This window comes from Streptomyces capillispiralis (genome assembly GCF_007829875.1).
Taxonomy (GTDB): domain Bacteria; phylum Actinomycetota; class Actinomycetes; order Streptomycetales; family Streptomycetaceae; genus Streptomyces; species Streptomyces capillispiralis.
The window spans coordinates 7,310,774-7,336,058 of record NZ_VIWV01000001.1; the positions used below are offsets into that span (position 1 = coordinate 7,310,774).

The following is a 25,285-nucleotide window of genomic DNA, read 5'->3' on the forward strand; positions in this document are numbered from 1 at the left end:
GACGTGTTCGGGGCCGAGCCGCTGGACTTCCTGCTGTTCTTCTCCTCGGTGGAGAGCTTCGTCAGGGCCCCGGGCCAGGCCAACTACGCCGCGGGCTGCACCTTCAAGGACGCCCTCGCGCACGCCCTGAACCAGCGCGGCACCACCGTGGCCAAGACGGTCAACTGGGGCTACTGGGGCGTCGCCGGCGTCGTCAGCGACTCCTTCTACCGCGAGCGGATGGCCGCCGCCGGAGTCGACTCGCTCGACCCCGACGAGGCGTTCACCGCCCTGGAGTCCTTCCTCGCGGGCGAGCACGGCCAGATCGCGCTGATGCGCACCTTCGGCGACGAGGCGCTGCGCGGCCTCGCCCTGGACGAGCGGCAGGGGCACCACCGTCCCGCGCTGCCCTCCGTGCGCGACGCCGTCGTGGCCGCCCACCGCGCGCCGCACGGCGAAGTGGAACGGCTGCGCCGCTTCCTGCCGCACCCGCGCGTGCGCGAACTCACCCTGCGCCTGCTGTACGCGACGCTCCGCGACCTCGGCGCCGAACGCCCGGACCGGACCGGGCACCGCGTCCTGCCCCGGTACGCGCGCTGGCTGGCGGAGAGCCACCGGCTGTTCGCCGAGGCCGGACCCGCTCTCGCCGCACACGACCAGGACAGCGCGGAGCTGTGGCGGCAGTGGCGGGCCGACCGTGACGGCCGGCAGGCGGGCGACAACCAGCGCGCGCAGACCGACCTGGTCGAGTCCTGCCTCGAAGCCCTGCCGGACGTCCTCACCGGCGCCCGCCAGGGAACCGAGATCCTCTTCCCCGGCTCCTCGCTGTCCCGCGTCGAGGGCGTCTACCGCGGCGACCCGGTCGTCGACTACTTCAACGACAGGCTCAGCGTGCTCCTCGCCGACGCCGTGCGCGCCTGGGGCACGGCCGAGCCGGGGCGGCGGCTGCGCATCCTGGAGGTCGGGGCCGGGACCGGCGCCACCAGCGTCAAGGTCCTCACGGCCCTCGAACCGTTCGGCGACCGCATCGCCGAATACCACTACACCGATCTGTCCAAGGCCTTCCTGTTCCACGCCGAGGAGCGCCTGAAGCCCCGCTACCCGCACGTGACCACCGGCATCTTCGACGCCGAGCACGCGCCCGGGCCGCAGGGCCTCGCCCTCGGCGGCTTCGACGTCGTCGTGGCCACGAACGTCCTGCACGCCACCGCCGACATCTCCCGCACCCTGCGCAACGTCAAGGCGACCTTGCGGGAGGGCGGCCTGCTCCTCCTCAACGAGATGAGCCGCAACACCCTCTTCGCGCACGTCACGTTCGGCCTCACGGACGGCTGGTGGCGGTACCGGGACGCGGCCCTGCGCATCGCCGGCAGCCCGGTGCTCTCCGCCGAGAGCTGGCGCGAGGTCCTGGAGGACGAGGGGTTCCGCACCGGCGCCCAGCCGGACGCCGAGGCCCACGCCCTGGGACAGATGCTGCTCGTGGCCGAGAGCGACGGACGGTTCCGCACGACGGACGCCCCCCGGACGCCCGCGGCCCAGGCAGCGCCCCGGCCCGCCTCCTCCTCCTCCGGCACGCGGCCCGAGCCCGCCGCGGCCGCGCCCCCCGCGGACGACGAGGCAGAACTGCGCGCACGGACCGCCGACTACTTCGAGCGGCTGCTGCGCGAGGCCCTGCACTTGGCGGACGAGAACCTCGACCCGACCAGGGACCTGCACGACTACGGCCTCGACTCCATCCTCGTAACCGGCATGAACAGCACCGTGTCCCGCGACTTCGCGGACGTCAGCAGCACCCTGTTCTTCGAACTGCGCACGCTGGACGAGCTCGTCGAGCACTTCGTGGAGCGGCGGCGCCCGGAGCTGAGGACGCTCTTCGGCCTCGGAAGCCGGGGCACCGGCGGCGCGCAGGGCGGACGGGCCGAGGGTGCCCGGGGATCCGACGCCTCCCTCACCGACCGGGCCGTCGCGTACGTCACCGGCCTCGTCGCCGAGACCCTGAAGCTCGACCCCGAGCGGTTCGACGTGGACGCCGACCTGTTCGGCCTCGGCCTCGACTCCATCCTCGTGGTCCAGCTGAACAACACGCTCGGCCGGGACTTCGAGGACCTCAGCAGCACGCTGTTCCTCGACCGGCCGACGGTCCGCGGCGTGGCCGCGTACCTCACGGAGACGTACGCGGCACGCCTGGCCGAGGTCCTGGGCACGGCGGCCCCCGCGGCCCCGCCGCGGGAAGACACCCTCCCGGTACCGGTGAGCACAGGGGTCCGGGAGGTCCGGTCGGCTGCCGAGGCCCGGCGCGGGCCCGAGCGGCAGTCCGCCGACATCGCCGTCGTGGGCCTCGCGGGACGCTACCCGGGCGCCGACAGCCCGGCCCGCCTGTGGGAGAACCTGACCCGGGGGGAGAGCGCGGCCGCGCCCTACCCGGCCGACCGCTGGTGGTGCGACTGGCAGGGCGGGGAGCGCCCCTGGGGCGGCTTCCTCGACGACGTGGCCTCCTTCGACGCCGCGTACTTCGGCATCGACGAGCGCGAGGCCGCGGCCATGGACCCGCAGGAGCGGCTGTTCATCGAGACCGCGCACGGCGCCGTGCAGGACGCGGGCTACACGCCCGCGGCCCTCGCGGGACACGGCCGCGTCGGCGTGTTCGTGGGCGTCATGAACGCCACGTACAACGGACGCACGGCCTACTCCTCCATCGCCAACCGCACCTCGTACCTCTTCGACTTCCAAGGGCCGAGCGTGGCGGTCGACACGGCCTGCTCCGGGTCACTGACGGCCCTGCACCTGGCCGTGCAGAGCCTGCTGTCCGGCGACAGCGCCTGCGCGGTGGCGGGCGGCGTCAACCTGGTCCTGAACACGGACCACTTCGACGTGCTCCGCGAGCACGGCCTGCTGTCACCGGGCGAGCGGTGCCGCCCCTTCTCCGAGCACGCGGACGGGTTCCTCGTGGCGGAAGGCGTCGGCGCCGTGGTGCTGCGGCCGCTGCGCGACGCGGTGGCCGCGGGCGACCACGTCTACGGCGTGATCAAGGGCAGCGCCGTCAACTCCGGGGGCCGCACCAGCCGGTACGGCATGCCGAGCCCGGACGCGCAGCGCGACGTCGTCACCCGCGCTCTCACCCGCGCCGGGGTCACGCCGGACACGGTCAGCTACGTGGAGGCCCACGGCACGGCGACGCCCCTCGGCGACTCCCTGGAGATCTCCGCGCTCAGCCGCGCCTTCGCCGGCCACCGCCCGGGGCAGTACTGCGCGGTCGGTTCGCTCAAGTCCAACCTCGGCCACTGCGAGAGCGCCTCCGGCATCGCGGGCCTCACGAAGGTCCTGATGCAGCTGCGCCACGGCATGCTCGCGCCCTCGATCAACGCCGAGGACCTCAACGCCGGCATCGTCTTCAAACAGTCGCCGTTCCACGTCCAGCGCGCACTCGCCCCCTGGAACCCGGTCGACGCCGACGGGCGCCCCCTGCCGCGGCGCGCGGGCCTCTCCTGCTTCGGCGCGGGCGGCTCGAACGCACACCTGATCATCGAGGGATACGAGAACATGCCCGAGGACGAGGCACGCACCGACGAGGCCTGCCTGGTCCCGCTGTCGGCGCACACCCCCGAGCAGCTGCGCACGGCCGCCGGGCGGCTGGCCGCACACCTGGGCGACGCGGAGCGCGAGCGGCGCCCGCTGCCGCTGCGCGACCTCGCGTACACCCTTCAGACCGGCCGCGACGAACTGCCGGTACGCCTCGCGCTCGTCGTCCGCTCCACCACCGAACTCGGCGCGGCGCTCACGGAGTTCGGTGAGCACGGCGTCGTGGAGCCCGGCCGGTACGCCGACCTCACCAGCACCAGCACCAGCACCAGCACCAGCACGGGTAAGAGGCCCGTGGCGGGCGGCGTGGCCGGTGACCCGTACGCGGCGGCCCGTGCCTGGCTGACCGGAGCGAGTGTCCCGTGGGACGAGCTGCACGCCGGGCGCCCGCCGCGCCGCGTCAGCCTGCCGACGTACCCGTTCGCGCGCCGCGCCCACTGGTACGAGCCCGCTGTCGGCGCGCCGCCCCGGGCCGACGGGCCCGCGTCCGGCACCTCGGGCGAGGCACACCCAGCACCGCGTCCCGCGAGCGGCACCGCCGACCTCCGCGCCTGGCTGCGCGCCGCGCTGGCCGACGAGCTGGACGCGGCGCCCCACGAGGTGGCCACCGGCCGCGAGTTCGCCGCGCTCGGCGTCTCGTCGATGGGCCTGGTGCGCCTGGCCAGGCGGGTGCGCGACGAGCTCCACGCGGACTTCGCATCGGCCGCGCTCTTCGAGCACCGGACCGTGGACGCCCTGGCCGCGCACCTCCGCGGCCTCCTCCCGCCGGCGGTGCGGATCCCGGACGGGGCCGACGCGTTCGTGCCGCACCCGCTGTCCGAAGGGCAGCGGGGCCTGTGGAGCCTCCAGAGGTCCGCACCCGACGCGAGCGTGTACAACGTGCCGCTCTGCTTCGAGGTGTCCGGCCTCGACCTCGGCGCCCTGCGCACCGCCTTCGACGTCGTCCGCGTCCGCCACCCGCTGCTCGCGGCCGTCGTACGACGGGACGGCGACCGCCTCGAGTTCGTCCGGCCCGAGACCGCGCGGGCGGCGCTCACCGAGCACGAGCCGGCCGCGACGGACCGCGGCGAGGTGCGCGCACGGCTGCGCGCGCACGCCAGGGAACCGTTCGACCTGGAGAACGGCCCGCTGTGCCGGCTGAGCGTCTTCCACGGCGCCCCGGGCACGGACACCTCCTGGGTGCTCCTGAACGCCCACCACCTCGTCCTGGACGGCGCCTCCGCCGTCGTCCTCGTCAAGGACCTGCTGGCCGCCTACCGGAGCGCCGCCGAGGGCGCCGCCCCGCCGCCGGCCGCCGCGTCCGCGCCGTACGCCGAGTTCGTCGCCGCCGAGGCCGGCCTGCTGGCCGGGGACGAGGGCGCGGCCCGGCTCGCGTTCTGGCGCGGCCGGCTGGCCGCGCTGCCGCCCGCCCCCGCCTTCCCCACGGACCGGCCGCGCTCCGCCCCGGAGCGGGGGCGGCACGGCGCCACTGAGGTCCTGCGGCTGCCCGCGGACCTCGGCGACCGGGTCCGCCGGTTCGCCCGCGAGCGGGGCGTCTACCCGTCCGCGGTGTTCCTCGCCGCGCACCAGGTCCTGCTGCGGCAGTACACGCGGCAGGACGACCTCGTCGTCGGCATGCCGGTGAGCACCCGGACCGGCCGCTTCGACGGCACGGTCGGCCACTTCGTGACCATGGTGCCGGTCCGGACCAGGACGTCCGGCGGCCGCACGTTCGCCGAGCTGTGCGCGGACGTCCAGGGGACCCTGATCGACGCCCTCGCGCACGCCTACCCGTTCGGGCCGCTGGTCCGCGAGCTGGGCCTGGGCACGGCCGACGGCACCGCCCCGGTGTTCCGCAACGCCTTCATGTACCAGGACTGGCACGAGGACGTCACGGCGAGGGCCCCCGGCGTGCGCTACGTCGAGGGCATCCACCAGGAAGGCGAGTACGAACTCGTCGTGGAGGTCATCGAGCCGCACGCCGCCGAGGACGCGTACACCGTCAAGGCGAAGTACGACCCGGCCCTGTTCGACGCCGTGACCGTGGACCGGCTGCTGCGGCAGTACGCCCACCTCCTGGAGTCGGCCCCGGCCATGGACCCGCGCCGGCCGCTCGACGACTGCTCGGCGGCCTCGCCGCAGGAGCTCCACACCCTCGAGGTGGAGTGGAACGACACCGCCGTCACCCAGCCGGAGCGGTGCGTCCACGACCTGTTCGCCGAGCAGGCGGCCCGCACCCCGGAAGCGGTCGCGCTCGTCGCGGGCACCGAGTCCGTGACGTACGCGCGCCTCGACGAGCGCACCCGGGCGCTCGCCGCACGGCTGCGCGCGACCGGCGTGCGGCCGGGCCAACTCGTCGCCGTGTACCTGGAGCGCTCCGTCGACCTCGTCGTCGCCCTGCTCGCCACGCTGCGCGCCGGGGGCGCCTACATCCCCCTCGACCCGGACTACCCGCGCGAGCGGATCGCCCACATCCTCGACGACGCCGTGCCCGCCGTGCTGCTCACCCACACCGCGCTGCGCGCACGGTCCGCGGACCTCGACCGGCCCGGCCAGCGGCTGCTCGTGCTCGACGACCCCGGCGCCGACCCGGAGGCCGGAGAGCCGGGCAAGGGCGCGGCTCCCGGCGCCGAGGACCCCGCGTACGTCATCTACACCTCCGGCAGCACGGGCCTGCCCAAGGGCGTCGTGGTGCCCCACCGCGCGCTCACCAACTTCCTGTGCGCGATGGCGAAGCGGCCGGGCCTCGGCGCGGCCGACCGGGTCCTCGCGGTGACGACGCACAGCTTCGACATCGCCGCCCTGGAGCTCTTTCTGCCGTTGGTCACCGGCGCCGAGTGCCATCTCAGCGACCCCGCGACCGCGCGCTCCGGCGACCGGCTCGCCGCGCTGATCGCGCGCGTGCGGCCCACCGTGATGCAGGCGACCCCCGCGACGTGGACGATGCTGCTGCACGCGGGCTGGACCAACGCCGACGGCCTGCGTGTGCTGTGCGGCGGCGAGGCGCTGTCCGCGTCGCTCGCCGAGCGCCTCACCGGACTCGGCGGCGAGGTGTGGAACCTGTTCGGGCCCACCGAGACCACCGTGTGGTCCACGGTCGCCCGCGTCGAGGCGGGCCGCCGCGTCACCATCGGGCACCCCATCGACAACACCCGGATCCACATCCTCGACAAGAGCGGCGCCACAGCCCCCGTCGGCGTGCCCGGCGAGCTGTGCATCGCGGGCGACGGGCTGGCGCTCGGCTACCTCGACAAGCCCGGGCTCACCGCCGAACGGTTCCCCGCCGATCCCTTCGCACCGGGCGGCAGGCTGTACCGCACCGGCGACCTGGCGCGGCGCCTCGCGGACGGCGCGATCGAGTGCCTGGGGCGCATCGACTCTCAGGTGAAGGTGCGCGGCTTCCGCGTCGAGCCGGGCGAAGTCGAGCACGCCCTGACCCGGCATCCCGCCGTGCGCGAGTGCGCCGTCGTCGCCGGGGCCGAGCCGGCGACCGGCGCCACCCGGCTCGTCGCCTACTGGACCGGAACGGACGCCACCGCGCGCGAGCTGACCGAGCACCTGCGCCGCACCCTGCCCGCGTACATGGTGCCCGCCCTCGTCCTGCCGGTCGAAGGACTGCCGCAGACCCCGAACGGCAAGGTGGACCGGCTCGCCCTGGCGCGCCGGCCGATCACGCTGCCGGACGAGCCCGCGGCGGAGCCGGGCGCGACCCGGCAGCCCGCCGACGGCGCTGTGCGGGAGGGCGACGTCCTCGCCGTGTGGCGGGATGTGCTCGGCATCGCCGGGCTCCGCCCCACCGACGCCTTCCTGGACGCGGGCGGCAACTCCGTCCTCGCGGTGGTGCTCGCCGACCGCGTCGCTGAGCGCTTCGGCGTGCCCTTCACGGCGGCGGACGTCTTCGGCTGCGTCGACGCGGCCGGCACGGCCGCACGGCTGCGCGAGGGCCTCGGCGCGGAGCGCCGGCCGGACGCCGAGGCCCGCACCGGCCACGCGCCCCGGGCCGAGCACGCGGCCCCGGCCGCCGCGGAGCAGCCCGCCCACCTCGAAGGGGCCGTCGCCGTGATCGGCGTCTCCGTCGGCCTTCCCGGCGCCGACGACCACCGCGCGTTCTGGCGCAACCTCGTCGCGGGCACGGAGAGCGTGGAGCTGTGCACGGCGGACGAGCTGCGCCGCCTCGGCGTCGACGAGGACCTGATCCAGGACCCGGCGTACGTGCCGGTCCGCGCGAGCATGCGCGGCAAGGGCCACTTCGACCACGCCTTCTTCCAGGTGTCGGCGCGCGACGCCGAACTGATGGACCCGCAGGCGCGCCAGCTGCTCCAGCACGCCTGGAAGGCCGTCGAGGACGCCGCGTACCTGCCCGGTGACATCGCCGACGCGGCGGTGTACATGTCCACCGCCAACTCCCTCTATCAGGCGCCCGTCACGGGCCCCGGCACACGCCGCGACTCGGAGGCCCTCGTCGGCTTCCTCCAGGCCCAGCCCGGTACCGTGCCGACGACCGTGTCGCACCGGCTCGGCCTGCGCGGACCGAGCCTGTTCGTGCACAGCAACTGCTCATCGGGGCTGGCCGGTCTCGCCCTCGCCTGCCAGGGCATCCAGTCGGGCCAGACCACGCACGCCCTGGTCGGCGGCTGCGCGATGTACGGCGAGGAGACCGTCGGCCACCTCCACGAGGAGGGCATGACGCTGTCGCCCGACGGGCACTGCAGGCCGTTCGCCGCGGACGCCCGCGGCATGGTCGGCGGCGAGGGCACCGTCGTCGTCCTCCTGAAGGACGCCCGTGCGGCCGTGCGCGACGGCGACCACATCCACGCGCTGGTGCGCGGCGTCGGCATGAACAACGACGGCGCCCGCAAGGCGGGTTACTACGCGCCCAGCCTCGCCGGCCAGAGCGAGCTCATCGCCTCCGTCCTCGACCGCGCGGGGGTGCGCGCCGAGTCCGTCCGCTACCTGGAGGCGCACGGCACCGGCACCGTCATCGGTGACCCCGTCGAGGTGAACGCCGTGTCGGAGGCGTTCCGGCGGCACACGCGGGCCACCGGCTTCTGCGGCATCGGCTCGGTGAAGGGCAACCTGGGCCACCTCGACGCGGCGGCGGGCCTCGCGGGCCTCGTCAAGTCCGCCCTCGTCCTGAGCCACCGCACGGTGCCGCCGACCATCAACCATGAGGCGCCCAACCCGCAGATCGACTTCGCGAACTCCCCGTTCCACGTGGTGGACCGGCTCACCCCGCTGCCGCCGTCGGACGAGCCGCTGCGCGCCGCCGTCAGCTCCTTCGGCATCGGTGGCACGAACGTCCACGCCGTCCTCGAAGAGGCCCCGCCGCGCGAGGGCCCCGCAGCGGACCTGCCCGGCCCTCACCTCGTACCCCTTTCGGCGCGGACCCCCGAGGCCCTGCGGCGGTACGCCCGTGCCCTGGCCCGGCACCTCACCGACGAGCGGGACGCGCGCCTCGCCGACGTCGCCTTCACCTTCCAGGTGGGCCGCACCGCCCTGCCCTGCCGGGCGGCGTTCCTGGCCGGGACGGTGGCCGAACTCGTGGCGGCCCTGGCGGACTTCGCGGAGCGGGGGCGGGTCGCCGCTCCGGCGCCCGGCGTCCTCGACGTCCTGGACGACGACGACCGGCTCGCCCTCCTCGACCAGTGGCTCGCCGAGCGCAGGCTCGACAAGGCGGCCCGGCTGTGGGAGGCGGGCGAGCCCGTCGACTGGCGGCGGCTGTACGCGGACGGGCCGCGCCCACGGCGCCTGAGCCTGCCCGCCTACCCGTTCGACGAGCGGCACTTCTGGCTGCGGGCGGAGCAGCCGCGCCCGGCGCCGGACGCCGTCGCCCCGCACCTGTTCGAGGAGCGCTGGGTGGCGCGCGCCGCCGCACCGGTCTCGGACGCCGCCGCCCGGCGCGTGGTCGCGGTCTTCCTGTCCGACCCCGCGGCCCAGGACGCCTACCGGGCCGCGGCGCTCCGGCACGCGCCCGGCACCCGCCTGGCCTTCCTCGCCAGGACCGGCGGTCCGGAACGGGCCCCGGCGACCGGCACCCCGGAGCAGCCCGCGGCCGGACCGCCGGAGTACCGCGTCGACGCCGCCGACGAGCAGGCGCCGGCGCGGGTGCTCGCCGCCGTCGCCGAGGCCCACGGCCCCGTCGACGCCGTGCACTACCTGTGGCCCACCGAGCGGGTGGACGGCGGGCCGCCGCTGCGCGAACTGGCCGACGTCGGCGTGCTCGTACGGGCCCTCGCCGCCACCGGCCGCCCCGTCCCCGACGTCCTCGTCGCCGGCCACTTCGACGACGCCGTGGAGCAGGCCGCCCTCGACGCCCTGATCGGCTACGAGCGTTCCCTGTCCGGGCCACTGCCCGGCACCGCGCTGCGCGTGGTGCTGCACGAGGGCGCCGCGCCCGCGAGCCGCTGGGCGGAGCTGCTCCTGACCGAGCAGCACCAGAAGCCGAGGACCGCCGCCCTGTACCGGGGCGGACAGCGGCACGTGTGCGCGGTGCGGAGCCTGCCCGACACCGCCGCACCCGCAGCGGGCGCCCTGCGCGAGGGCGGCACGTACCTGATCACCGGCGCCTTCGGCGGCCTCGGCCGCCGCGTCGCGGAGCACCTGGCCCGCGGCTACCGCGCGAACCTCGTCCTGCTCGGCCGCTCACCCCTGAGCCCCGCCGACGAGACCTGGGCCACGGGGCTCGGTGAGTACGGAGGGGCGGTCGTCTGCCGCCGCGCCGACGTCACCGACGAGGACGCCCTCGTCGAGGCACTCGGCACCCTGCCGCCCGCGCTGCGCGCCATCGACGGCGTCGTGCACGCCGCCGGCACGGCGCAGCGGCACGCCGTGACGGACTCGACCCGCGAGGCGGCGCGGCGCGTCCTCGCCGCCAAGGTGGACGGCACCCTCGCCCTCGAACGGGCCCTCGCCCGCACCCCGGCCGGGCGCTCCGCGGAGTTCGTCTGCCTCTTCTCGTCCAGCTCGGCCGCCCTCGGGGACTTCGGCAGCTGTGACTACGCGGTCGCCAACCGCTTCCAGTGGGCGTACGCGCGCGCCCTCGCCGAGCGCGGCGGGCGACGGCTGCTCGCCGTCGCCTGGCCGTTGTGGGAGGACGGCGGCATGGGCGCCGCCGCCCAGCGCGTGGCCGACCACGACCACGTCACCGCGTACCTGGCCGCCGGCGGCCAGCGGCCCCTGACCGCCGGCACCGCGCTCGCCGTCCTCGAACGGCTCCTCGCGGAGCGGCCCGGCACGGCCGCACCGCTGGTCCTCAACGCGCCCGCCGAGCAGGCCAGGACCCTGGCCGAGCGGGCCGTCACGCCCGCGCCGCGCCGTCCGCAACCCCTGGCCGCCGCAGCCGCCGCAGCCGTCGCACCGGACCCGGCCGCCGCACCGGACCCAGCCTTCCCACGGGAGTCGGCCGTGGCGCGCGACCGGCGGCACGCCGCCCTGGCCGCCACGGTCCGCGAGGTCGTCGCGCACGTCCTGAAGTCCCCCGTGGACGAGCTCGACGACGACAGCGGCTTCCACGACCTGGGCCTGGACTCCATCCGCCTCACCCAGCTCGCCCACCGGCTCGCCGACCGCCTCGGCGCGCCGCTCCAGCCGACCGACCTGTACGACCACCCGTCCGTACGGCGCCTGACCGACCACCTGGTGGACGAGCCGGGCGTCCGGCTGCCCGCGTCCGCCGAGCCCGCGGCGGCTTTGGCGGGCCCGCGGCCCGCCGCCCCCGAAGCCGGCCGCACCGGCTCCGGCCCGGACGCCATAGCCGTCATCGGCATGAGCGGCATCTTCCCGGGCTGCCGCGACGTGGACGCCTTCTGGACCGCGCTCGCCGACGGCAAGGACCTCGTCCGCGAGCTGCCGCCCGCCCGCTTCGGCGCGGCGCGGAACGGGGACGAGGGCGCGCCGCGGCCCTACCGGTGGATGGGCAGCATCGACTGGGCGGACGAATTCGACGCCGCCTTCTTCGAGATCGCCCCCAAGGAGGCGCGCGCCCTCGACCCGCGCCAGCGCCACCTCCTCCAGGAGTGCTGGAAGGCCCTGGAGGACGCCGCCCTCGGCGCGCAGGAGCTGGAGGGCCTCAGGGTCGGCGTGTTCGTCGGCGTGGAGCAGGGCGACTACCAGCTCCTCGACGGGGCGGGCGGCAACCTCACCTCGAACCACGACGGCGTGCTCGCCGCGCGCCTGTCGTACTTCCTCGACCTGAAGGGGCCCGTCCTCGCGGTCAACACCTCCTGCTCGTCGGGCCTGGTGGCCCTGCACCAGGCACGCGCGAGCCTGCTCCAGGGGGAGTGCGACATCGCCGTCGTCGCCGCGGCGAACTTCGTCCTGACCCCGCAGGCCCTCGCGGCCATGAGCGACGCCGGCATGCTGTCGGCCGCCGGCCGGTGCGCCACGTTCGACCAGGACGCCGACGGGATGGTGCCCGGCGAGGCGGTCACGGCCCTGGTACTGCGCCCGCTGGCGGACGCGGAGACCGCGGGCGACCCCGTGCACAGCGTGATCACGGCCAGCGGCCTCAACCACGACGGCCGGACGAACGGCATCACCGCGCCCTCGGGCGACGCCCAGCGCGAACTCCTGGAGTCCGTGTACGAGCGCGGCGGCATCGACCCGGCGGACCTCGGCTACGTCGTCACCCACGGCACCGGCACGAAGCTCGGCGACCCCGTCGAGGTCGGCGCCCTGCGCGCGGCCTTCGCCCGGTACACCGACGAGCGCGGGTTCTGCGCCCTCACCTCGACCAAGCCCAACGTCGGCCACACCTTCGCCGCCTCCGGCCTGGTCGGCCTGGTCTGTCTCTCCGAGGCGCTGCGCCACCGGGCCATCCCGCCCAGCCTGCACTGCGAGCGCGACAACGAGTACATCGACTGGAGCGCGAGCCCCTTCTACGTCAACAAGGCCACGAAGGAGTGGCCCGCCCCCCGGCACGGCCACCGCACCGGCGCCGTCAGCGCGTTCGGCATGAGCGGCACCAACGCCCACGTGGTCGTACGGGAGTACACCGGCCGGCCGGACACGGCCGGCCCCGCCCGGCCCGCCCACCTCCTCCCGGTCTCCGCTAAGACGGACACCGCCCTGGAGGGGATCGTCGACGCCCTGCTCGACCGGATCACGAGCGGTGCCCTGACGGACACGGACCTGCCCCGGCTCAGCGCCACACTCCTCACCGGCCGTCACCACTTCCGGCACCGGTGCGCGCTGGTGGTGGCCTCCCTCGACGAGGCCGCCGCGCTCTGGCGCGCCTGGCGCAGCTCACGGACCGCCGCGCCCGGCGCGTGCTTCGAAGGCGTCGTGCCGCGCGGCTTCACCGCGCGGGCCCAGGACGCCGACCGGCTCCTGGCCGCGGCCGACCGCGCCCGGGACACCGGCCTCGACCCGGCCGCGCGGCGGGAGGCCCTCGTCGAGGTCGCGCACGGCTACGTCGCGGGCCACACCGTGCCGACCGCCGTCGCCCGGCCCGACGGCCGCCGCGTCACGCGCCTGAGGCTGCCCGTGTACCCGTTCGCGCGCAGCCGCCACTGGGTGCGCGCCGAGCAGCAGGCTCCGGCCCCCGCGGCCGTGACCACGGTGGAACAGAGCCCGGCCCCCACTGCCCCGGCCTCCCCGCCGGCGCCCCGCAAGCCCGTGGTCCTGCGGGACCTGGCGGACGTACCCCACCGGATCGACACCGCGGACGCCGCACCGGCCGCGGCGAAGCCGCAGGTCTCCCTGGCGCCCCTGACGCCCGCGTCGCCCCGCCCGGAACCGGAGCCCGAGGCCCCGTCGGTGTGCCCCGTCACGCTCGAGCACGACGTCCTGGACGACCTCAAGGCGGCGGCCGACCTGGACTTCGGCGGGATGGTCGCGACCCTGAACCGCACCGGCGTGATGGTCGAGCGGCTGATCCCGTACTCCGAGGAGTTCGCGGAGTACGCGGGGAACAGCGGCGGCGAGGCTCTCGACCTGGGCTGCGCGTACGGCGTGGCGAGCATCGCCGCGCTCGAACGAGGGGCGCGGGTGGTGGCGCTCGACATGGAGCAGAAGCACCTGGACATCCTGGGACAGCGCGTCAACGACGAGGCCGGGCAGCGCCTGTCCCTGCGACGGGGCATGCTGCCCGACGTCGACTTCGAGGCGGGACGGTTCACGGCCGTGCACGCCAGCCGCGTGATGCACTTCCTCGCCCCGGACGACTTCCGGCTCACCCTGCGCAAGATGTACGACTGGCTCGCGCCGGGCGGCAAGGTCTTCCTCAGCTCGGACTCGCCGTACTTCGGCTACTGGGCGTCCAGGGCCGCCGACTACGAGGCGCGCAGGGACGCGGGTGACCCGTGGCCCGGCTACATCGACGACGTCGCCGCGCACTTCGAGGAGGCCCACGTCGTCGGCGGTCCGCCGCTGATCAACGCCATCGATCCCGAGGTGTTCCGCAGGGAGTGCGAGGCCGCCGGGTTCGTGGTGGAGCGGGCCGGGTTCTTCGGCGCCGTGGGCGTCGACCGGGAGTCGTACGGCGCGCCCGCGCCCGACATGGAGCACGTCGGCATCATCGCCCGCAAACCGCACGGACCGGCCTCTCCGTCCACCGCAGCGGCCACCTCCGCCGACGGCAACCGCATCCGCTACCGGGTGCGCGGCGGCGGGCCCACGGCCCTCGTGCTCATCCACGGCCTCGGCTGCGACGCGTCGTACTGGGACCGGCAGTTGGAGCACTTCGCGGACCGCTTCACCGTGGTCGCCCCCGACCTCGCCGGGCACGGCGGATCGGGGAGGTCCCGGCAGCGGTGGACCGTCGAGGCGTTCGCCGAGGACGTGGTGGCCGTCGTCGAGCAGGAGGGCCTCGACGACGTGATCCTCGTCGGCCACTCCCTCGGCGGGCCCGTGATGGTGGCCGCCGAGCGGCTCCTGGGCGGCCGGGTCCGCGGCCTGATCGGCGTGGACACGCTGCACAACCTCGAGCCCAGGGCCGTGTCGGCCGAGCAGCTCGACCGGTTCGTACGCACGTTCAGCGAACAGCCGGTCCAGGCGCGGGAGCTGTTCCTCGACGGCGCGCGCGACGACCTCGTCGCCCTGGTCGAGCGCACCCGCGAGAAGACCGGGGCCGCCGTGGTGGACGCCGCGTTCCGCGAGATGCTCACCTACCTCCAGGACGTGCCCAAGCACGTCGACGTACCGCTCGTACTGATCAACTCGACGTCCTGGATGCCGACGAACCTGACCGCGGCGCGCCGGTACGGCGTCGAGGTGGAACTGGTCGACGGCGTCGGGCACTTCGTGATGCTCGAAGCGCCCCGCGTCTTCAACGCCGTTCTGCGCCGCCGTCTTGAGCAGCTGGCGCCGGATGCCGCCGCGGGCCGGCACGGCAGCGGGCGGCCCGGAGCCGTGGCGGAAGGGGCCGATTCCTGATGCCCGTGCCACGCACCGGGAACCACTCGAGCAGCGACCCGCATCGGTACCTGCGCGACACGCTGGCCGTCGTCCTCGGAACCGAGGTGGCTCCGAGCCGTGACGACGTGTCCCTCGTGGAGCTGGGTCTCGATTCGTTCGGCTGCGTCCAGTGGCTGCACGAGGTCAACCGGACCCTCGGGCTTTCCCTCACGGTGGCCCAGGTCTGCGGTCACCCCACGTTCCGTACGCTGTCCGCCCTGATCGAGGGCGCCATGGGAGAACAGATGAGTGCCACACCCCCTGGGTCCTCGGCCGCCCGCGGTACGTCCGCGCCGGGGCGCCCGGCCATCGCCGCGCACCTCCGCGAGAGCCTCGCGGAGGAGCTGGAGCTCGTCGCGGCGGACATCGACGACGAGGCGCCCTTCGTGGAGCTGGGCCTCGACTCGATCACCGGTGTCACCTGGACCCGGAAGCTGAACACGCACTTCCAGCTGTCACTCTCCGCGACGCAGGTCTACAGCCACCCGACGGTCGACGACCTCGCGGACCACCTCGCCGAGCTGCTCGGTGGCGGGGGAGAGGCGCGCCCGGCCGCCGTGGCCGCGCCCGCGCCGGAGCCCGGGCCCGCGCCGGGGGCCGGGGGATCCGCCCCCGTGCCTCCGGCCGCCGCCGAGTCCGCACACGCCGCCGAGTCCGCGCTCGCCGCCTGGCTGCGGGCCAGCCTCGCCGGGGAGCTTGAGCTCGACGCGGCCGAACTGGACGACGAGGCGCCCTTCGTGGAGCTGGGGCTCGACTCGATCTCCGGCGTCACCTGGACCAGGACCCTCAACACGCACCTTCGGCTCTCCCTGTCCGCCACCACGGTCTACGGGCACCCGACCATCAGCGACCTGGCGCGCTATCTGACGCGGGAGCACGGCGCCGCAGCCCCCGACGCGGGGGCGGCCGCACGGCCCGGGTCCGCACCCGAGGCCGCCGCGACGCGGGTGCCCGAGTCCGCCGCCGAGCCCGAGCCCGTCCCGAGGGCCGAGCCGGCCGAGTCCCAGTCCGCCGCCGAGCCCGAGTCCGTCCTGATGTCCGAGCCCGCCGACTCCGCTGCCGAGCCCGAGTCCGGGTCCGTCCCGAAGCCCGAGCTCGCCGCCGAGCCCGAGTCCGGGCCCGTGTCGAAGTCCGAGTCCGCCGGGGCCGAGTCCGAGCCCGCCGGGGTGGCGGAGCCCGAGGCCGTCGCCGGGGCCGTGCGCGTTCCCGGCCTCGTGGACATCGCCGTCATCGGCATCTCCGGCGCGTTCCCCCGGGCGGAGAACGTCGACGCGTTCTGGCGGAACATCCTCGAAGGCCGCGACTGCATATCCGAGGTGCCCCCCTCGCGCTGGCCCGTGGAGACGTTCTACGACGAGCGGCCCGGCGTACCGGGGAAGTCCTCCAGCAAGTGGATGGGCGTCCTGGAGCACGCGGACCGGTTCGACCCGCTCTTCTTCTCCATCTCGCCCGGCGAGGCCGCCGCCATGGACCCCCAGCAGCGCCTCCTGCTCCAGGAGAGCTGGGCCTGCGTCGAAGAGGCGGGCTACGATCCCGACGACCTCTCCGGCACCCGGTGCGGCGTCTTCATCGGCTGCTCCGTGAACGGCTACGGCGCCACGGCCGACGCGGCCGGGCTGAGCGCGCACCAGAACCTCGGCACCAACAGCGCGATCCTCGCCAGCCGTGTCTCCTACGCCCTGAACCTCAAGGGCCCCTGCCTCTCCATCGACACCTCGTGCTCGTCGTCGCTCGTGGCCCTCGCGCAAGCCTGCGACAGCCTCTGTCTCGGCGACAGCGACACCGCGCTCGCGGGCGGCGTCTGGGTCATCCCGGGCCCCGGCGTGCACGTGGCCATGAGCCAGCTGCGGGCCCTGTCGCCCGACGGCCGCTGCTACGCCTTCGACGAGCGCGCCAACGGCTTCGTGCCGGCCGAGGGCGTCGGCGTCCTGCTCCTGAAGCGGCTCGCGGACGCGCAGGCGGACGGCGACCGGATCCACGCCGTCATCAAGGGCTGGGGCGTGAACCAGGACGGCAGGTCCAACGGCATCACGGCCCCGAACGCGGAGGCGCAGGCCCGGCTCCAGAAGCACGTGTACGACAAGTTCGGCATCGACCCCGGTGACATCGAGCTCGTCGAGGCGCACGGCACCGGCACCGCACTCGGCGACCCCGTCGAGATCGACGGCCTCGTCGACAGCTTCACCGCGCGCACCGACCGCCGCGGCCACTGCGCCGTCGGCTCGGTGAAGAGCAACATCGGCCACACCGCGTGCGCCGCCGGGGTGGCCGGCGTCCTCAAGGCCACCCTCGCCCTGGAGCACGCGACGCTCCCGCCGACCGCCCAGTACGAGCGCCTCAACCAGCACATCGACCTGGACGGCACGCCCTTCTACGTCAACACCCGGGCGCGCGAGTGGCGGCGCCGGAACCGGCCGCGCCTGGCCGCCGTCAGCTCCTTCGGTTACAGCGGCACGAACGCCCACGTCGTCCTGGCCGAGGCCCCCGAGGCCACCGCGGTGGCGGCGCCGGAAGGCGCCGACGGCTCCCGCCTGATCGTCCTCTCCGCCCGCACGGCCGGGCAGCTCCGGGACCGGGCGCGGCAGCTCGCCGAGCACCTCGACGCACACCCCGGCCTGAGCCCGCGCGATCTCAGCCACACCCTGGGACGCGGCCGCAAGCACTTCCGCCACCGCCTCGCGTTCGTCGTGGACACCACGGCGGAGGCCGCGGCGCTGCTGCGCGCCTGGCTGGAGAACGGCAGCGCGCCGTCCGCGTACACCGGTGACCACAAGCCCCGGCGTGCCGCGCGGCCGGACGTGCGCGAGGCCCGGGAAGTGACGGACCCGGCCCGGCTGCGGACGCTCGCGCGGGAGTACGCCCAGGGCGCGGCCGTCGCGTTCGAGCTGCTGTTCGCGCCGGACCGGAGGCCGGCCCGGCTCTCCCTGCCCACGTACCCGTTCGCCCAGGACGCGTACTGGCTGTCCGAGGACGCCTCCACCGCGGCCGCCGACGTGCCGGAGGCCGCGGGCGACCTGCTGGCCCTCGAACCGTGCTGGACACCGCTGCCCCTGCCGCCCGCGACCGCGGACGCGGACGCGGCCGACCGGGTGGTGTGGCTCGTCGGTCCCGGAGCCGGCGCGGCGGCGAGCGCCCTGCGCACCCGGCTGCCCCGCACCGTCGTCGTGCACACGACCGACATGGCCGCGGACCGTCCGCCGGACGCCGCGTACGCCCGTCTGACCCGGGACGTACTGGGCGAGCTGCGCACCCGGATCGCCGAGGGGGACGTACCGGACGGCGGTCTCGCGCAGATCGTCGTCCTCGGTCATGGCGCCCCGGCCACCCGGGTGTTGACCGGAGTGTCCGCGCTACTGCGCACGGCCGTGCTCGAACATCCGTGGCTGAGGACCCAGCTCCTGGAGCACCTCGACCCCTTCGACGCCGCCGACGACCGGTCGGCGGACGCGCTCGCCGAAGCCGTCGAGGCGAGCGCCCGCGCCCACGCCGAGCAGCACGTCCGGCAGCTGGGCGGCCGTCTCTCCGCGCGGCGCCTGACCGAGGCCGGGGCGCCGCCCGCGCGCGGGGCCGCCGCCTCGCCGTGGCGCGACGGCGGCGTGTACCTGATCACCGGAGGCACCGGCGGGCTCGGCCTCCACGTCGCCGGGGAACTGTCGCGCACCCTGCGAGGCGGCACGGTCGTCCTGGTGGGCCGCTCCGCCGCCGACGTCGCGCGCCCGCGCCTGGCGGCCCTCGCGCCGTCGGGCGTCACCGTCGAGTACCGGCAGGCGGACGTCACCGACCGGGACGCCGTCGACGCGCTCGTCGCGGACGTCGTCTCCCGCCACGGCGCGCTGCGCGGCGTCGTGCACTGCGCCGGAGTCCTCCGCGACGGATACCTCGCCACCAAGCCCGACGGCGACCTGACCGCCGTCCTGGCGCCCAAGACCACCGGCCTGGTGAACCTCGACGAGGCCACCGCGGACCAGCCCCTCGACCACCTGGTCGTCTTCTCCTCCACGGCGGCCGCGCTCGGCAGCGCCGGCCAGGGCGACTACGCCGCGGCCAACGCGTTCCTCGACACCTACGTCGAGTACCGCGCGGACCTCGCCGCCCGTGGCCTCCGGTCCGGCCGTGCGGTGTCCGTCGGCTGGCCGCTGTGGGCCGACGGCGGCATGCGCGTCGACGACGCGGCCCTCGAACGGCTGCGCGGGATCGGCGTGACGCCCCTGCCCACCGGGGCCGCACTGCGCGCCCTGACCGCCGCCGTCACGGGCGACGCCCGGCACACCCTCCTGCTGTACGGCGACCGCGAACGACTGCTCACCCGCCTGGCCGCACACATCACCACGGAGCGGCGGCCGCTGCCCGCCCCGGCCGCGGAGGCACCCGCCCCGGCGGCGCGCCCGAGCCGCGAGGCGTGGGAGCGCACGCTGGTCGCGGTCGTGTCCGAGCAGCTCAAGGTGCCCGCCGAGGAGATCGACAGGGACGGCGAGTTCGGCGAGTACGGCTTCGACTCCATCAGCCTGACCGAGCTCGCGCAGCGGCTGAACGACGCCCACGGCCTTGGCCTGGCGCCCACCGTCTTCTTCGAGCACACCACGGTGGGCTCCGTCGCGGCCCACATCGCCGAGCACGCGTCCGCGGCACCCGGGACGTCCGCCCCCGCCGGCGGGCCCGCCAAGGCCGACGTATCCGCCGAGGCCGACGTATCCGCCGAGGCCGACGCGCCCGCCCCGGTGGCGGCGCCCGGCCTCGACGCGATCCGGCAGCTCGTGATCGCTGAGGTGTCCGGGCAGCTGAAGGTCCCCGCCGAAGAGATCGAGGGCGACGGGGAGTTCGGCGAGTACGGGTTCGACTCCATCAGCCTGACCGAGCTGGCGGGCCGGCTCGGCGACCGGTTCGGCGTCCACCTGGCACCCACGGTGTTCTTCGAGCACCGGACCGTGGACAGCGTGACGGCTCACCTCGCGGAGACCGCCCCCGCACCGGCGGCGCCGGTCGCGCAGGCCCCGTCCGGTGAGGCCGCGCCCTCCGCCGGACCCGGGACCGCAGTGCCACCGGCCACCGACCCCGGCGCGCCCGAGCCGATCGCCGTCATCGGCATGAGCGGCAGCTTCCCGCAGGCGCCCCACCTGTCCGCCTTCTGGGACAACCTTTACGCGGGCAAGGACTGCGTCACGGAGATACCCGGGGACCGCTGGGACTGGCGTGCCCTGGAGGAGGCCCCGGACATCCCGCGCGGCAGGAAGCCGGTGCGCTGGGGCGGCTTCCTCGACGGCGCCGACCGGTTCGACCCGCTGTTCTTCGGCATCTCGCCCCGCGAGGCACGCAGCATGGACCCGCAGCAGCGGCTGCTGCTCACCCATGCCTGGCAGGCGCTCGAAGACGCCGGACACGCGCCCTCCAGCCTGGCCGGAAGCGACACCGCCGTCCTGATCGGCACCGCGCCGAGCGGTTACGGCAGCCTCGTCATGGGCGAGCGGGCGGGAGAGGACGGCTACGCCGCGACCGGCGTCTCCGGCTCCGTGGGCCCCAACCGCGTCAGCTACCTGCTCGACCTGCACGGGCCCAGCGAGCCCGTGGAGACCGCCTGTTCGAGTTCGCTCGTCGCGCTGCACCGCGGTGTCGAGCTGCTCCGCTCGGGCCGCAGCGGCCTCGCGCTCGTCGGCGGCGTCAACACCATCGTCAGCCCCGACCTGCACATCGGCTACAGCCGCGCGGGCATGCTGTGCGAGGACGGCCGCTGCAAGACGTTCTCCGCGCGGGCCGACGGATACGTGCGCGGCGAGGGCGTCGGCGTCCTGGTCCTCAAACCGCTGCGCCACGCCCGGCGCGACGGCGACCGGATCCTCGGCGTCATCCGCGGCAGCGCCGTCAACCACGGCGGCCGCGCCCACTCGCTCACCGCGCCCAACCCGCGCGCCCAGGCGGACCTCCTCAAGAGCGCCTACCGCGACGCGGGCGTGGACCCGCGCACCGTCACCTACATCGAGGCGCACGGCACCGGCACCGCACTCGGCGACCCCGTCGAGCTGAACGGCCTCAAGAGCGCCTTCGGCGAGCTGTACGCGGAGACGGCGGACATGCCCGGCCGGCTCGACGCCCCGTCCCGCTGCGGCCTCGGCTCGGTCAAGAGCAACATCGGGCACCTGGAGCTGGCCGCGGGCGTGGCCGGAGTCATCAAGGTGCTGCTCCAGATGCGCCACGCCACCCTGGTCGAGAGCCTGCACTGCGCGGACCTCAACCCCTACCTGGACTTCGCTGACAGCCCCTTCGAGGTCGTCCGCGCGCGGCAGCCGTGGCACCGGCCGCGCGACGCCGACGGCCGGGCGCTGCCGCGCCGGGCGGGCGTCAGCTCCTTCGGCTTCGGCGGCGTCAACGCGCACGTCGTCATCGAGGAGTACGCCGAGGAGCACGACGGCCCCGGCACGGCCGGGCACGGACACGAGCGGCACCACCGCACCGAGGATCACGGGGGACACGCGGCCATGGGATCGCACACCGCGGCGCACACGGGCACCGCGCCCACGGCCGGGGCACCCGCACCGTCCGCGGCGGCGCTGATCCCCCTGTCCGCGCGCACCGGGGAGCAGCTCGTCGCGCGGGCCCGCGCGCTGCGCGACCACCTCAGGGCCGGGCACGTCGGCGCCGGACGCCTCGCCGACCTCGCGTTCACGCTCCAGGTGGGCCGCGACGCGATGGAGGAGCGGCTCGCGACCCGGGTCACCTCGACGGCGGAGCTGGAGCACAGGCTGACGTCGTTCGTGGCGGATCCGGAGGCCCACGAGGGCTGGCACCGCGGCACGGTGTCCCGCAGGACGGGCACCGCGCCGGAGACCCGACAGACCCGCGCCCTCGCGGCGGGGGAGCACGACGACGCCCTCGCCCAGTGGGTGGCAGGGCGGCCCCTCGACTGGCAGAGCCTGTACGAGCCGGGGAACCGGCCCGTGCGGATCGGCCTGCCGACGTACCCGTTCGCCGAGGAGAGCTACTGGGCGGGACGCGGCACCGCGCCCACCAACGCGCCCACCAACGCGCCCACCAACGCGCCCACCAACGCGCCCACCACCGGGCTCTCGGCCGCGCGGCCGGACGGCGCACCCGGCACGCACCCGATGCTGCACCAGGCCCCGGACGGCACGCCGACGGCGTACCGCACCGTCTTCGACGGCTCCGAGCCCTTCCTGAGGGACCATCGGGTACGCGGTCTGCGGGTCCTGCCGGGCGCCGCGCACCTGGAGATGGCCCACGCGGCCGTGGCCCGCGCGGCCGTGGCCCGCGCCACCGGGGCGCGGGGCCGCGTCCGGCTGAGCGACGTGGTGTGGCTGCGGCCCGCCACCTGCCCCGCGGACGGACGCCTCGAGGTGCGCCTCGACCTGACGCCGGCGGGCCCGGACACCTTCGCGTACACGCTCCACACCGTGGGCCCCGACGGCGAACGCACGCTGTCCAGCCAGGGGCGCGCGCACCTGGCCGACGTGCCCGCCGAACGTCCCGCGCTCTCACTCGCGGAGCTGCGCGCCGTCTGCGCCGGGGCCGCCTTCACCTCCTCCGACGTGTACGGCCGGTACGACCGCGTGGGCATGGAGTACGGCCCGGCGCAGCGCTCCCTGTCGGCCCTCGTCGTCGGCACGGACGCCGCGGGCCGCCCCCAGGCGCTCGCCGAACTGCGGCTGCCCCGCGCGGCGGAGACCACCGACGCCTACGCACTGCACCCGAGCATCCTCGACGGCGCCCTCCAGGCGACGATCGGCCTGGGGCTGGGCGACGGCGAGGACACGGCCCCCGCGCGGCCCGCGCTGCCCTTCGCCCTCCAGGAAGTGGACGTCCTGGCCCCCACCCCGGCCACGGCGTACGCCTGGATCCGCCACCAGGACGGCAGCGACCCCGGCGACACCTCCGCCAAACTGGACATCACCCTCCTCGACGCCGAGGGGCGGGCCTGCGCGGAGCTGACCGGTCTGCTCGCGCGGGTGGTCCCCGCCGACGCGGCCCCGAGCACCGCCGGGCCGGCCGCGCGCCCGGCCGCGGAGACCGCCGGCACCTCCCTCGCCGAGCGCGCGCTGCCGTATCTGCGCGACCAGCTCGCCGCGGCGCTCGAAGTCGCCCCCGAACGCCTCGACGTGGACACGCCGTTGGAGTTCTTCGGCATGGACTCGATGATGGCGATGGAGCTGACGCACCACCTGGAGTCCACCTTCGGGAAGCTGTCGAAGACCCTGTTCTTCGAGGTCCGTACGGTCCGGGCACTCAGCGAGCACTTCGCCGAGGCGTACCCGCGGCCGCTGCGCGCCGCCCTCGGCACGGCGGCTTCGGAGCCCGCCCCGCGGACACCGGCCCCGGTCCCTGTGGAGACCGCCGCCGCGCCGCGGGACGCGGACCGCGTCACCGACATCGCGATCGTCGGTGTCAGCGGCCGCTACCCGCTGGCGGAGAACCTCGACGAGTTCTGGCAGAACCTGCGCTCCGGCCGCGACTGCGTCACCGAGGTCCCCGCGGACCGCTGGGACCCCCGCGACCACGAGGGCACGTCCCGGTGGGGCGGCTTCCTCGACGGCGTCGACCGCTTCGACCCGCTGTTCTTCCGCATCTCGCCGCGCGAGGCGGAGTTCCTCGACCCCCAGGAACGGCTGTTCCTGGAGTGCGTCCACCACACCCTGGAGGACGCCGGATACACCGGCGAGACCCTGTCCCGGCAGTCCACCGGGTCCGACGGCACGGGCCTGGTCCCCGCCGGCGAGGTCGGTGTCTTCGTCGGCGTGATGTACGAGGAGTACCAGCTGTACGGCGCCCAGGCGCAGGCGCGCGGCCACCGCGTGGCGCTCTCGGGCAGCCCCTCGTCCATCGCCAACCGGGTGTCGTACTTCTACGACTTCCACGGCCCGAGCATGGCCGTGGACACCATGTGCTCCTCCTCGCTGACCGCGATCCACCTCGCCTGCGAGGCGATCAGGAGCGGCCAGTGCGCGGCGGCCGTCGCGGGCGGCGTCAACGTCAGCGTCCACCCGAACAAGTACGTGATGCTGAGCCAGGGCAAGTTCACCTCCAGCGACGGGCGCTGCCGCAGCTTCGGCGAGGGCGGCGACGGCTACGTGCCCGGTGAGGGCGTCGGCGCCGTCCTGCTCAAACCCCTGGACCGGGCCCTCGCCGACGGCGACCGGATCCACGCGGTCGTCAAGGGCACGGCCCTCAACCACGGGGGCAGGACCCATGGCTTCTCGGTGCCGAACCCGGCGGCCCAGGGCGACGTCATCACCCGCGCGCTCGCCCGCGCCGCCGTCGCGCCGCACGAGCTGAGCTATCTGGAGGCGCACGGCACCGGAACCTCCCTCGGCGACCCCATCGAACTGAGCGGCCTCGTCAAGGCGTTCGGGCGGACGACCGGGGAGGCCGCCCCGACCTGCGCGATCGGCTCGGTGAAGTCCAACATCGGGCACTGCGAGAGCGCCGCCGGCATCGCGGGCGTCACCAAGGTGCTGCTCCAGATGCGCCACGGCGAGCTGGTGCCCAGCCTGCACGCGGACACGCTCAACCCCCACCTCGACTTCGACGGGACGCCGTTCACCGTGCAGCGCGACCTCGCGCCGTGGCACGGGCCGCGCATCGCGGGCGTCTCCAGTTTCGGCGCGGGCGGCGCCAACGCGCACGTGGTCCTGGCCGCGTACGAGCCCGAGCCCGAGCCCGCCCCCCGGCCGCGCGTGGTCGTCGTACCCCTGTCGGCCGCGACCGAGGGCCAACTGGTCGCATCCGCGCGGCGGCTGCGGGACCGCGCGGACGAGCTCACCGAGAACGACCTCGCCTCGCTCGCCTGGACGTTGCAGACCGGCCGCGTCGCCCTGGAGGAGCGCCTCGCGTTCACCGCGGACTCCCTGGCGTCCCTCCGGCGCACCCTGGACGCCTTCCTGGCCGACCCCGCGGCCCCGGGCGGCTGGGTACGCGGCAGCGTCCGGCCCGACGGGCTCCCGGCCACGACCGCGGGCGACCCGGCCACGAGCCCCCCGGCGTGTGCGGCCGGGTGGGCCCGTGGCGAGACCGTCGACTGGGACGGGCTGTACGCGGCGGACGGGCCGGTGCGCCCGCGCCGCCTGAGCCTGCCCGGCTACCCCTTCGCCCGCGAGCGCCACTGGCTCGACGTGCACGCGGACGTGGCGGCGGGCCCGCCGGACCACGTGATCCTGACGCACCCCGTGTGGGAGACGGAGGAGGGCGACGGCACGGCGGCCGGGCCCGTGGCCGAGCGGCACGTCATCCTCGTCGGCCGGTTCGCGCCGGGCGAGGAGTCCGCGCTGACCACGGCCCTGACGGCCACTCTGCCGGGCGTGGTGCGCCACGAGACCGTGGACCTGGCGGCCGACGCCTCCCCGGACTCCGC

The 25,285-nt window shown here is 75.5% G+C and carries 2 protein-coding genes (both cut by a window edge); both read left to right on the plus strand.

All coding sequences use genetic code 11. The features are described from left to right. Positions 1–14,910 carry the 3' portion of a non-ribosomal peptide synthetase gene (locus tag FHX78_RS32170; protein ID WP_167531912.1) on the plus strand. 7,116 nt of this gene lie to the left of the window's left edge, so the window shows 14,910 of its 22,026 coding nt (coding positions 7,117–22,026); its start codon lies off the left edge, out of view; the stop codon is at positions 14,908–14,910. Further along, positions 14,910–25,285 carry the 5' portion of an SDR family NAD(P)-dependent oxidoreductase gene (locus FHX78_RS37740; protein ID WP_268257236.1) on the plus strand. The gene runs 3,925 nt beyond the window's last position, so the window shows 10,376 of its 14,301 coding nt (coding positions 1–10,376); it begins with the start codon at positions 14,910–14,912; its stop codon lies beyond the right edge, outside the window. The genes FHX78_RS32170 and FHX78_RS37740 overlap by 1 nt, the downstream gene beginning before the upstream one ends.